Annotated in this window: 9 protein-coding genes; 4 read left to right on the top strand and 5 right to left on the bottom strand. The window is 65.5% G+C overall.

The genetic code is table 11. The features are described from left to right. Nucleotides 1–48: 48 nt before the first annotated feature. Nucleotides 49–1,929, top strand: coding sequence for an ABC-F family ATP-binding cassette domain-containing protein (locus tag BWQ93_RS18265; protein WP_077031729.1), 1,881 nt, complete (start codon nt 49–51; stop codon nt 1,927–1,929). Here BWQ93_RS18265 and BWQ93_RS18260 read toward each other — a convergent pair. Beyond that, nucleotides 1,926–2,804, bottom strand: coding sequence for a hypothetical protein (locus BWQ93_RS18260; RefSeq protein WP_077031728.1), 879 nt, complete (start codon nt 2,802–2,804; stop codon nt 1,926–1,928). The genes BWQ93_RS18265 and BWQ93_RS18260 overlap by 4 nt on opposite strands. Nucleotides 2,805–2,992: 188 nt before the next feature. Between BWQ93_RS18260 and hppD the strand changes: the two genes are divergently transcribed. Continuing rightward, complete coding sequence (gene hppD, locus BWQ93_RS18255) at nt 2,993–4,081, top strand: 4-hydroxyphenylpyruvate dioxygenase (RefSeq protein WP_077032531.1); 1,089 nt, start codon at nt 2,993–2,995, stop codon at nt 4,079–4,081. Then, on the top strand, nt 4,078–4,623 hold the full coding sequence (locus BWQ93_RS18250) for a VOC family protein (RefSeq protein WP_077031727.1): 546 nt from the start codon (nt 4,078–4,080) through the stop codon (nt 4,621–4,623). The genes hppD and BWQ93_RS18250 overlap by 4 nt, the downstream gene beginning before the upstream one ends. 115 nt (nt 4,624–4,738) lie before the next feature. Here BWQ93_RS18250 and BWQ93_RS18245 read toward each other — a convergent pair whose 3' ends face one another. From BWQ93_RS18245 to BWQ93_RS18230, 4 genes are all read right to left on the bottom strand, one after another. Continuing rightward, nucleotides 4,739–5,392: a YqaA family protein gene (locus tag BWQ93_RS18245; RefSeq protein WP_077032530.1), complete on the bottom strand. Its 654-nt coding sequence runs from the start codon at nt 5,390–5,392 to the stop codon at nt 4,739–4,741. Between the two features lie 161 nt (nt 5,393–5,553). Next, the gene (purH, locus tag BWQ93_RS18240; RefSeq protein ID WP_077031726.1) at nt 5,554–7,146 is read right to left on the bottom strand and encodes a bifunctional phosphoribosylaminoimidazolecarboxamide formyltransferase/IMP cyclohydrolase; all 1,593 of its coding nucleotides are present in this window, start codon (nt 7,144–7,146) and stop codon (nt 5,554–5,556) included. Nucleotides 7,147–7,401: 255 nt separating this feature from the next. Next, nucleotides 7,402–8,409, bottom strand: coding sequence for a phytase (locus BWQ93_RS18235; protein WP_077031725.1), 1,008 nt, complete (start codon nt 8,407–8,409; stop codon nt 7,402–7,404). A gap of 1 nt (nt 8,410) precedes the next feature. After that, nucleotides 8,411–9,871 carry a purple acid phosphatase family protein gene (locus tag BWQ93_RS18230; RefSeq protein WP_232314660.1) on the bottom strand — a complete coding sequence of 487 codons (1,461 nt, stop codon included), beginning with the start codon at nt 9,869–9,871 and terminating at the stop codon, nt 8,411–8,413. A gap of 184 nt (nt 9,872–10,055) precedes the next feature. Between BWQ93_RS18230 and BWQ93_RS18225 the strand changes: the two genes are divergently transcribed. Next, on the top strand, nt 10,056–12,434 hold the full coding sequence (locus BWQ93_RS18225; RefSeq protein ID WP_083721032.1) for a TonB-dependent receptor plug domain-containing protein: 2,379 nt from the start codon (nt 10,056–10,058) through the stop codon (nt 12,432–12,434). Nucleotides 12,435–12,593: the final 159 nt, after the last annotated feature.

Genomic DNA, 12,593 nt, shown 5'->3' with positions numbered 1-12,593 from the left:
CTCCAACCCCCTTGGGCTTCGCCGTCCGCCATGCTAGGGGCCCGCGCCATGCTGACGATCAATGGCCTTACCGTGCGCCTCGGCGGGCGCACCATCCTCGACCGCGCGACCGCGAGCCTGCCCGGCAAGAGCCGGACGGGGCTGATCGGGCGCAATGGTGCGGGCAAGTCGACGCTGATGAAGGTGATGATCGGCAGCCTCGAGGCCGACGAGGGCGGCATCGAAATGCCGCGCAAGACGCGCATCGGCTATATCGCGCAGGACGCGCCGAGCGGCACCGCGACGCCGTTCGAGACCGTGCTCGCCGCCGACACCGAGCGCGCCGAGCTGCTGCACCAGTCGGAGACGGTGACCGACCCCGACCGGCTGGGCGATATCCACGAGCGGCTGATCGCGATCGACGCCTATACCGCCCCCGCGCGCGCCGCGCGTATCCTGATCGGGCTCGGCTTCGACGAGGATATGCAGGGCCAGCCGCTCGACAGCTTCTCGGGCGGGTGGAAGATGCGCGTCGCGCTCGCGTCGCTTTTGTTCTCGAACCCCGACCTGCTGCTGCTCGACGAGCCCTCGAACCACCTCGACCTCGAAGCGACGATGTGGCTCGAAAGCTTCCTCAAATCCTATCCGGGCCAGCTCGTCGTGATCAGCCACGAGCGCGACCTGCTCAACAATGTCGTCGACCATATCCTGCACCTCGAGGGCGGCAAGGTGACGCTCTATCCGGGCGGCTACGACGATTTCGAGCGCCAGCGCGCCGAACGCGCGGCGCAGCTCGCTGCCGCCAAGGCCGCGCAGGATGCCCAGCGCGCCAAGCTGCAGGATTATGTCGCGCGCAACAGCGCGCGCGCCTCGACCGCGAAACAGGCACAGTCGCGCGCCAAGCAGCTCGCCAAGATGCAGCCGATCGCCGCGCTCGCGGAGGATCCGAGCCTGGCGTTCGATTTCCCGAGCCCCGACGAATTGCGCCCGCCGCTGATCACGCTCGACCTGGCGAGTGTCGGCTACACGCCGGGCCAGCCGATCCTGTCGCGGCTCAACCTGCGCATCGACCCCGACGACCGCATCGCGCTGCTGGGGCGCAACGGCAATGGCAAGACGACGCTCGCGCGGCTGCTCGCAGCACAGCTGACCCCGATGGACGGCGCGATGGCGGCGACGGGCAAGATGCGCGTCGGCTATTTCACCCAATATCAGGTCGAGGAACTCGACGGAAAGGACACCCCGCTCGAGCATATGACGCGGATCATGGCGGGCAAGACACCGGCCGCGGTGCGCGCGCAACTCGGGCGCTTCGGCTTTTCGGGCAATAAGGCGACGACGCAGGTGGCGAAGCTGTCGGGCGGCGAGCGCGCACGGCTCGCGCTGGCGCTGATCACGCGAGAGGCGCCGCATCTGCTGATCCTCGACGAACCGACCAACCACCTCGACGTCGATGCGCGCGAAGCGCTGGTGCAGGCGCTGAACGGCTTCGACGGCGCGGTGATCCTGGTCAGCCACGACCGCCACATGCTTGAACTCACCGCCGACCGGCTGGTGCTGGTCGACAATGGCACCGCGCGCGATTTCGACGGCAGCATGGACGATTATGTCGCCTTCATCCTCGGCAAATCGTCCGAGAAAGAACGCGCGCCGTCGAAGGCCGACCGCAAGGGCGATCGCAAGGCCGCCGCCGCGGCGCGCGATGCCGTGGCGAAGGCGAAGAAGGCGGTTTCGGATGCCGAGGCCGATCTCGCAAAATATCAGGTCGTGCTGACCGCGATCGATCGCGCCATGTTCGACCCTGCGGGGGCGGCGAACGAATATAAGGGCCTGACGATGAGCGAATTGTCGCAGCGGCGCGGCAAGATCGTCGCGGCGCAGGAGACCGCCGAGGCGCGCTGGATCGAGGCGGGCGAGGCGCTCGAAGCGCTGGAGCGCGAAACCGCCTAGGCGGCCCGCCGCCGCGCGCGGGCGATCGACACGCTCTGGATCGCCGCCATCAGGAACAGGATCGCCGCGATAAAGCCGCCGAGCGCCGCGACGACATAATAGGCCTGCCGTCCGCCGACCGAATTGGTCGTCATCAGATAATGCGGCGACGCGATTTTGACCCCCTGTTTTTCGAATGCCGCGACGACCTCGGCGGGCAGGCCGTTCTCGACCAGCACGCCCTGCATATGGTCGGCGAGGAAGATGTTGGTGCGCGGCGCCTCGCCGCTGTCGATGAAGGCATAACTCGCGCGATCGATGAGGAAGCGCACGGCTGCGTCCTTCGCCGCACCCTTCGCGACGACCGGGACATAGATAGTTTGATGGTCGATATCGGCCGAGCGCGAGCGAAAGGCCTCGTCCATCTGCAGCGCGCGGTCGGTGTCGGGCACGGCGCCGGCGAAGATCGCCGAACCCGTCGGCGGCGCGGCGGTGCCGAGCATGGCGATATCTACCGTCACCGGCGGGTCGGACGGATCGGGCAAGGCCTGCGACCAGAGATAGGCTCCGCCCGCGACGAGCGTCAGGATGACGCCGCAGACCAGCATGCCAGTGCGCACGCGGCTCAGGATCGGCACCGGATCGTCGCCGGCGATCAGCGACGCCTGGTTGAGGAGCTCGCGCTCGCGCAGTACGCGCAGCGACGGAATCGCGAGGACGAAGGCGGGCACGAGCGCGGTCCAGACCTGCTCATAGCTGCCCCACTGTGCGATCTGCCATTCGGCGAGCCAGCGGTAGAGGCCGCTGTAATGGCTATATTCCCACCACGCCCAGCCCGCGACGAGCGCCATCCAGCCGAGCGCGAGCCAGAAACGCAGCGATGATGTTTGCGGCATGCCCCTGTCCCCCTTTTTCCCCCTATGCCTTCGATCATCCCATCATAGCGCCGCGGCATCCTGCCTCCAGTGATTTGAACCACAGGGCGAAGCCGTGATACCCTTGCGCTCCGCCGCCGAGTCCGGCTTGACAGCGCGGCGCGCACCCGCGATAATAGTTTCAATTGAAACCAATTGGGAAGATGATCATGGCCGACCTGTTCGACAATCCGCTGGGCCTCGACGGGTTCGAATTCGTCGAATTTTCGGCGCCCGAAAAGGGCATGCTCGAACCGGTGTTCGAACGCATGGGCTTCACCCGCATCGCGCGCCACCGGTCGAAGGACGTGCAATTGTGGCGCCAGGGCGGAATCAACCTGATCGCCAATTACGAGCCCAAATCGCCCGCGGCCTATTTCGCCGCCGAGCACGGCCCCTCGGCCTGCGGCATGGGCTGGCGCGTGCGCGATGCGGCCAAGGCCTATAGCGAAGCCATCGAACGGGGCGCCGAGCCGGTCGAGGTCACCCCGGGGCCGATGGAACTCCGCCTGCCCGCGATCCGCGGCATCGGCGGCTCGATCATCTATCTGATCGACCGTTATGGCGACGACCTGTCGATCTACGACATAGACTTCATTTACGAGGAAGGCGTCGATCGCCACCCGGTGGGCGCGGGGATGCAACTCATCGATCACCTCACCCACAATGTTTACGGCGGCCGCATGGCACATTGGGCGGCGTTCTATGAGCGCATCGCGGGCTTCCGCGAGATCCGCTATTTCGACATCAAGGGCGAATATACCGGCCTGACCTCGAAGGCGATGACCGCCCCCGACGGCAAGATCCGCATCCCGCTCAACGAGGAAGGCGCGGGCGGCAAGGGCCAGATCGAGGAATATCTGCGCGCCTATAATGGCGAGGGCATCCAGCATATCGCCTTCAGCTGCGACGATCTCTACGCCGCTTGGGACAAGCTCAAGGCGCTCGGCAACCCCTTCGCGCCCGCACCGCCCGCGACCTATTACGAGATGCTCGAAGATCGGCTGCCGGGGCATGGCGAATCGGTCGAGGGCCTCCAGTCGCGCGGCATCCTGCTCGACGGCTCGACCACCGAAGGCGACCCGCGCCTGCTGCTCCAGATTTTCGGCCAGACGGTGATCGGCCCGGTCTTCTTCGAATTCATCCAGCGCAAGAAGGACGAGGGCTTCGGCGAAGGCAATTTCACGGCGCTGTTCAAATCGATGGAAATGGACCAGATCCGCCGCGGCGCGCTCAATGTCGAGGAACCGGCCGAATGACCAGCCCGATCAAATTGGGCGGCGTCCACCACGCCGCTTATCGCTGCAAGGACGCGAAAGAGACGGTCGACTGGTACGAGCGCATGCTCGGCATGACCTACATCACCGCCTTTGCCGAGGATCATGTGCCATCGACCGGCGAATATGACCCCTATATGCATGTCTTCCTCGACGCGGGGAACGGCAACATCCTCGCCTTCTTCGAGCTGCCCAACCAGCCCGACATGGGCCGCGACGAGAATACGCCGAAATGGGTGCAGCATCTGGCGTTCAAGGTCGGCAGCTATGACGAGCTGGTCGCGGCGAAAGCGCATCTGGAAGGCGAGGGCGTCGATGTGCTCGGCCCGACGCATCACGGCATCTTCAAGTCGATCTACTTCTTCGATCCCAATGGTCATCGCGTCGAGCTGGCGTGCGACATCGGCACCGACGAGCAATATGCCGAGCTGAAACGCGTCGCGCCGCTGATGCTCGAGGAGTGGAGCCAGACGAAGAAGGCGCCGCGGCATGCGGACTGGCTGCACACGATGGCGAACGAATAGGCTCGCCAGCCCATAACCCCCGTTCGTATCTAGCGAAGTCGAGATACGTTGGCTTGGCGTATGCAGTCGGCGTGTCTCGACTTCGCTCGACACGAACGGGTTGGGGGGAGCGGGCCTACGTCCGATCGAGCCCGATGCTCTCGAGCGTCGCGCCGCTGCACTTGTCAGCTTCCCTGCTCTCGCCGTTGCCCGACAACGCGCCGACTACAAGGAAGCCCGCGACCACCGCGACCAGGAACGCGCCGGTCACCCACACCAGATATTTGTCGATGAACGCCTTGATCGGCGCACCGAACAGCCGGAACAGGATTCCGACGAGCAGGAAGGAAAAGGCCCGGCTTGCGAGGCTCGCCCACAGGAAAGTGAAGAAGTTCATGTGGATGAAGCCGGCGGTGATCGTCAGCAGCTTGAACGGGATCGGCGTCGCGCCTTTGATCAGGATGATCTCCGCGCCGAACTCGCGGAGGTAACAGGCGGCGGGCGGGAAGGCGTCGGTGAGCCCGAGCACCCCGAGCAGCCACAGCCCGACGCTCTCGTAGAGGAAGAAACCGATCCCGTAGCCGAAGATGCCGCCCGCGACCGACGCGAGCGTGCAGATGACCGCGTAGCGCACCGCCTTTTTCGGGTTGGCGAGGCACATCAGCCCGAGCATCGGATGCGGCGGAATCGGGAAGAAGCTCGCCTCGACGAAGGACACAAGCGCCAGCCAGAATTCGGCGTGCGGGTGCGCCGATTTTTCCATGGTCCAGTAGTAGAGGTTCTGGATCATGGACTTGTTGCGCGGGGTGGCGGTCATGCTGGTCCTTGTTACCGGGTCAGGATGACCACGGCCTCCCTATGCCGTTCGTGTCGAGCGAAGTCGAGACACACGAAGCATGCGCGTTCCAAGCGTGTCTCGACTTCGCTCGACACGAACGGAGCTGGGTGCGCTTAGTGCCGGAAATGCCGCATCCCGGTGAAGACCATGGCGAGCCCCGCCTCGTTCGCCGCCGCGATCACCTCGTCGTCGCGGATCGAGCCTCCGGGTTGGATCACGCAGGTAGCCCCGGCCTCGACCGCCGCCAGCAGCCCGTCGGCGAAGGGGAAGAAGGCGTCGCTCGCGACCGCGCTGCCGACGGTGCGCGGGCTCGCCCAGCCATGGCTCTCGGCGGCCTCGCGCGCCTTGACCGCGGCGATGCGCGCGCTGTCTCGGCGGTTCATCTGCCCCGCGCCGATGCCCGCGGTCGCGCCGCCCTTGGCATAGACGATCGCGTTCGACTTCACATGCTTGGCGACGGTCCAGGCGAAGAGGGCATCGGTCAGTTCCTCTTCGGTCGGCTCGCGGTCGGTGACGACCTTGAGGTCGCCGAGGCTGATGCGGCCATTGTCGCGGCTCTGCGCGAGCCAGCCGCCGGCGATCGTCTTGAGCATGAGCCCGCCGCGCGCCGGATCGGGCAGTTCGCCGGTGAGCAGCAGGCGGAGGTTCTTCTTCTTCGCGAACACCGCGCGCGCGTCGCCGTCGGCGTCGGGGGCGCAGACGACTTCGGTGAAGATGGTGCTGATCAGCTCCGCCGTCGCACCGTCGAGCGGGCGGTTGACCGCGATGATCCCGCCGAAGGCCGAGACGTCGTCGCATTTGAGCGCGGCGTCATAGGCTTCGGCGATCGTCGCGCCGCTCGCGACGCCGCAGGGGTTGGCGTGCTTGACGATGACGCAGGTCGGCCCCGCCTCGCGGAATTCGGCGACGAGTTCGAGCGCCGCGTCGGCGTCGTTGATATTGTTGTAGCTGAGTTCCTTGCCCTGCACCTGTTCGGCCTGCGCGATGCCGCGGCCGGCGGGGCCGGCGGGCAGGTAGAGCGCGGCCTTCTGGTGCGGGTTCTCGCCATAGCGCAGCTCGGCCGCGAGCTTTGCGGTGAGCGGCAGCGTGTCGGGGAAAAATTTGCCCTGGTCGGCGAAGGCGAACCATTGCGCGATCATGCTGTCGTAGGTCGCGGTGTGCGCGAAGGCGGTCGCGGCGAGGCGTTTGCGCAGCGCCAGCGTGGTGGCGCCGCCATTGGCGTCCAGCTCTTCGATCAGCGCGGCATAATCCTCGGGCTCGGTGACGATGCCGACGAAGGCGTGGTTCTTCGCCGAGGAGCGCACCATCGCCGGGCCGCCGATGTCGATATTCTCGATGATCGTGTCGCGGTCGGCGCCCGACATCACGGTCTGTAGGAAGGGGTAGAGGTTGACGACGACGAGGTCGATCGGACCGATGCCATGCTCGTCCATCGAGGCGACATGCGCCGCGTCGTCGCGCACCGCGAGAATGCCGCCGTGGACCGTGGGGTGCAAAGTCTTGACGCGGCCGTCCATCATTTCGGGGAAGCCGGTGAGGTCGGAGACGTCGAGCACGGTGTGACCCGCTTCGCGCAATGCTTTCGCGGTGCCACCGGTCGAGACCAGCTCGACGCCATGGTTGACGAGCGCAGCGGCAAGCTCGGTCAGCCCCGCCTTGTCGCTGACGGACAAAAGGGCACGGCGGACGGGAATCAGGTCGGTCATGGGACGGGGCGGCCTTTGCAGGGATGGGAAAGACGCGGCCCCCCCTAGGCGCCAAGGGACGTCAGGGCAAGTCATCGCTCGGCCAAACCAAGGTCACGGCCGTGCTCGCCTTCCCCCTTGATGGGCGAAGTTGGAAGGGGGTGATGGCGCATCGTTGCACCCCTCGTTTCAGACCGACACCGCACCCCCACCGCTGCGACTAGGAAGCAAGCTTCCAAGTCTCGCTGCCTCCCCCATCAAGGGGGAGGGAGCAGGCTACAGCCCCAGCGCCGCCGCGATCTGGTCCCAGCGGACCAGCTTGAAATTCTGCGCCTTGGGCGCGTTGTCGCCGTCCTGCGCGAGGAAGATACCGTCCGGATAGACCGGACCGAAATTGCCCGCGACCGCCTCGATCCCGTCGGTCTCGCTCGTCGCGCCGAAGGCGCCAGCAGTCACCGCGAAGCGGCCGACATAGTCCATCGAGGGCAGCTTGAAGACCGCATAGGCATTGTCGCCCTGGCTCGAGGCGAGCAGGTAGCGCTGGCCCTTGTGGTCGATCGTCGCGAGGCCCTCGACGTCGGCGACGAGGCGCTGGTTGTCGACCTTGGCCACCAGTCCGGCATAGTCGCGGCGCAGTTTCCAGATGCCGGCGTCTTCCTCGCCGACGTACAGCGTGTCGCCGTCGAAGACGCAGCCTTCGGCCTGCGTCGGCACCTTGGCTTCCCAGTCGGTGGTGAAGGTCGGCGCGGCGCCGTCGATCGTCAGCGGGCCGACGCGCACCGTGCCGTCCTTGATGATCAGCGCCGCGACCAGCGGCTCGCCCGGCGCGGTCTTCTTGAGGCAGAAGCCATAGGCCTCGCCCGTCCCCGCCGCGGCGCGGCCGATCGGGGTCAGCGACGGCTTGTCGGGGTCGAGGCGGAAGAGCGCGATATGCGCGTTGACGCCATCGTTGCGGTCGCTCGCCGCGACAATATTGCCGACGACGTCGACATTGTTGACGAGCCCGCCCTTGATGAAGGCGATGTCCTTGCCGGCGAGGTCATAGACGTGGATGCCCGCCTTCTTGTCGGTCGCGATGATCAGCGCACGGTTCGGATTGGCGGGATCGACCCAGATCGCCGGATCGTCGGCGGCGTCGGCGCGGCCGGTGCCGACCGGGTCGGTCTCGCCGCTCGCGGTAACCGGGACCGGCGGCAGCCCGAAGAAGACGGGCTCCTTGGCAGCGCAGCCGGCGAGCGCCGTGGCGAGGCCGAGCGCGGCGAAAAGTTTCACGGTCTTGGTCATGTCATTTCCCCGATGCGACGCAGGCCCCGCCGTCGGGGCCGATTTCACCCGAACAGCGGCGCGTGGCAAGTGTGGGTTCGGCGAGTTCGGACAGGCGATTGCCCTGGTCGGTGCGTGTGAGGTCGAAACCGTCGTAGAGCTTGCCCGACGCGGTGAAGGTGCGGAACCTGATCGTCTTCGGCTCGACGTCGACGATCTGGTAGAGTTCGGTCGCCTCGGCGACCTTGTCGGGCTGCCACGGCGTGCGGTCGTTGAGGCGGTACATCTTCGACCCCGTCACCGACACCAGATAGACCGGGCCCTGGATCGTGCCGTCGGCGCGCGCCTTGGCGCTCGCCTCGCGGCCGGCCTCGGCGGTCAGGCGGCTGTAGCAATGGTCGTGGCCCTGCAGCACCAGGTCGACCTTGCGCTTCTCGAACACCGGCTTCCATGCCGCCTTGATCTCGGGCGTGTCGTTCGGGCGCGCGCAGGTGAAGACCGGCTGGTGGAAGAGGACGACGTTCCAGTTCGCCTTCGACGAGGCGAGCGTCTTGTCGAGCCAGTCGGTCTGCGCCTGCATCGATCCCAGGTCGATCGCGGCGGTGCCGTCGAGGATGATGAAGCGCACGCCCTGATAATCGACATAATAGGTGGTCGCCTCGACCGGCTTCACGCCGTTCTTGGGCAGCGCGAACTGTGCGGGAAAATAGGGGCCGAGGCGACGGCTTTCGCTGCCGTCGGGCTTGAGGGTGTCGACATATTCGTGGTTGCCCGTCGCGGGCAGCTGCGGGACGATCGCATAATTATAGCCGCCCGCCTGGTTCCACTCGCCCCATTCATCGTCATGGTCGAGATCGTCGCGCTGGCCGACGAGGTCGCCGGCGTGGACGACGAGGCGGATGTCGCCATTGGCGTGGAAAGCCTGGCGGATCACGCGGCTGGCATAGGTCAAAATGCCGTTCTGGATATCGCCCAGATAAAGGAATCGGAAGGGCTTGTCCTCGGCAGCGGCGGTGCGAAACTGATACCATTCGCTCCAGCCCGCCGCGCCCTTGACGCGGTAGTTGTACACAGTGTCGGGGGTCAGACCCTCGAAGCGGACCTGGTGATAGAGCGCGCGGCCATAGCTGCTGTCGACGGGCATCGATTTGCCGGTGACGCGCTTCGCCTTTTCGCCGAGCGTCGGTCCGTCGACCGACAGCGCGATCTCGGCCTCCGCCGTCGCCTGCGCGGTGTCGGTGCGGAACGCGACCGCCATTTCGCGCGCGGTGTCGGCGCCCGCGGTCAGCACGATGCGGTCGGCGAGATTTCGGGGCGCATAGGGCAGCCCCGCCGAACGCGGGATGGGCTGGGCGTCCTCGGTGAGCGTGACGATGGGAAAGGCGGTGGTCGCGGGATCGTCGGCGAAGGCGGACGCCGAGGCCATCGCCGCGGCGCCGAGCGCCAGCGAAATCAACAGCTTGTTCCTGCCCCGTGCGACCATGGCGATTTCCCTCGTTCCAGACGCGCCGTCCGCGATTGGCCGCGCGCCCTCCCAGCAAAGCGACGCGGCGTCAATCCCACAATATTTCCGTCATTTAACGGTCATCGAAGCGTCATTCTTGTCGCCGCAAACTGTCACAGACCGCCCCTAGACGCCCGGCAACCACAAAGGGGGTCTGTCCATCATGATTCGTAGCTTCAGCCTGCAATCCGCCGCCGTATTCGCGCTCGCGACCGCGATGATCTCGGTGCCCGCCGCCGCGCAGGACGCACCGATCCCCGTTGCCGAGGATGATCGCGGCGATGGCCCGATCACCACCTCGGAAGAGATCGTCGTCCTCGGCAGCGTCGGTTACCGCAACCGCAGCGACGAGGCCGAGCCCGTGCTCTCCTACGACAGCGAATTCTTCCAGCGCTTCGAGCCGCTGACCGCGGGCGACGCGCTGAAGCGCGTGCCGTCGGTAACCTTCCTGTCGGACGTCATCGAAAGCGACGGCGCGCGCCTGCGCGGCCTGCCGCCGGGCTATACGCAGATCCTGATCGACGGCGAGCGCGTTCCGGGCGGCCAGGACGACCGCAGCTTCTTCCTCGACCGCATCCCCGCCGAACTGATCGACCGCGTCGAGATCGTCCGTTCCTCGTCGGCGCGCCGCACCGGCGACGCCGTCGCGGGCACGATCAACATCCAGCTGCGTGACGGGTACGAGCTCGATGGCGGCTATGTCCGCGCGGGCGCGCTCTATTTCGACGATGAGGAACTCGAGCCCAGCCTGGGCGCCGTCTATGGCGGCGCGGTCGGCCCGGGCCGCCTGCTCGTCGGCGTCAACCTTCAGGGACGCCACAACCCCAAGAAGAAATTGTCGCTGCGCTATGGCGACTCGCCCGAGAACGACCCGAATTTCGCGGCCGACGAGTTCGACAATCGCGAAGTCCAGAGCGATACCCGCGACGGCAAGGATTATTCGGCCAACGCGACCTATGAGATCGAGGGCGACACCACCGATTTCCGCATCGGCGGCTTCTATGTGCGCACCGACCGCACTGAGACCGAGCGCAGCTTCGAATATGAAGACGAAACCGCGGAAACCGGCCCGCTGCCGGACGGCCTGCTGGCAAGCGACAACAGCAATATCAACAATATCGACCAGGAAAATTACAGCCTCGACGCGCGGATCAAGCATCGCTGGTCGCTCGGCGAAACCACGCTGCGCGTCGGTTATGCCCGCTTCGACGACAAGCAGCGCGAAACCGAGAACGAGATCGCATTCAACGACGAGGGCGACGATCCCGAGTTCGAACAGGCGTTCACCGCGACCGACGCCACCGACAAGGAATTCACGACCAAGCTCGAGCATGAGTTCGAACTCGGCAACGACATCCAGCTCGTCGTCGGCGGCTATTATCAGAACAAGAAGCGCAACATGTCGATCCTAGCGTTCGAGGACGGCGACGAGTTTCCGGGCCTCGAGGACGATTATGACCAGTTCGTCGACAATCCCGACGATCTGGTGGCACCCTTTCCGGCCGACCCCGAAGATGTGTCGCTCAGCCGGCTCAAGGAACGGCGCCTCGACGGCTTTGCGCTGGTGCAGGGCAAGTCGGGCGGCCTGACATGGGAAGCCGGCGTCCGCTATGAAACGACCAAGCTCGACGTCGTCGATTTCAGCGATCCCGACGATATCCTGGCGCAGGACAAGAAATATGAAAAGCTGCTGCCGTCGGCGTCGGTAAAGTTCGACTTGACCGCGCGCGACCGCATCACCGCATCGGTGGCGCGGACCAACCGTCGCCCCGATTTCAACTTCGTCTCGCCGGCGCTGCTGGAGGAAGAGGTTGCCGACAACGACTTCCTCGGCAATCCGCAGCTCGATCCCGAAACCGCATGGGGCGTCGATGTGGGATATGAACGCCGCATCGGCCGGACCGGCGTGGTGGGCGTCAATTTCTTCTACCGCGACGTGAAGGATCTGATCGAACTCACCAACACCGGCGAACTGGGTTCGGAAACCGACCTTGGCGATCCGAACGATCCCGACGACGACGAACTGACCTTCATCTACCAGCCGCAGAATGTCGGCGACGGCAAGGTCTATGGTGTCGAGTTCGACCTTTCGACCGACCTCGGCTTCCTGGGCCTGCCCGACACCGGCATCTTCGGCAACATATCCTGGCTCGACAGCGAGATTACCGATTTCGCGGGCAAGCGCCGCTTCAACGGCCAGTCGGACTATGTCTACAACATCGGCTTCATCCAGGACATTCCGTCATGGGGTGTCGCTTTCGGTGCGACCCACCGCAAGCAGGGCGCAGCGTTCGACCGCGTAATCGGCGAGGAAATTCGCACCAGCTATGGCGCCGACCTCGAAATCTTCGTCGAAAAACGCTTCGGCAAGAAGTTCACGATCCGCGCGGTGGGCTCGAACCTATTGAACGGCGCCAAGCGCGAAGCGTTCAACAAGTTCGACAATCTGGCCGATCAGGCGGAACGCGATTTCGACGAATATGAACTCGAAAGCGAAAAGGCGGGTCCGGTATTCCAGATCATGGCACGCTACGCCTTCTAAAGTGTTTTCCGCAACCGGCGTTCAGTCCCTGGGGCGCCGGCTGCCGGATACGCCCCTCCCCCTCGATGGGGGAGGCAGCGAGACTTACGAACTTGTTCGTTAGTCGCAGCGGTGGGGGTGCGCTCTCGGCCTGAGATGAAGGTTTGAGGACGCACCATC

Origin of the sequence: Sphingopyxis sp. QXT-31 (genome assembly GCF_001984035.1) — a bacterium.
Lineage (GTDB): Bacteria > Pseudomonadota > Alphaproteobacteria > Sphingomonadales > Sphingomonadaceae > Sphingopyxis.
The sequence above is the reverse complement of the archived record's forward strand: the minus strand, read 5'-3'. Positions and strand labels throughout refer to the sequence as shown.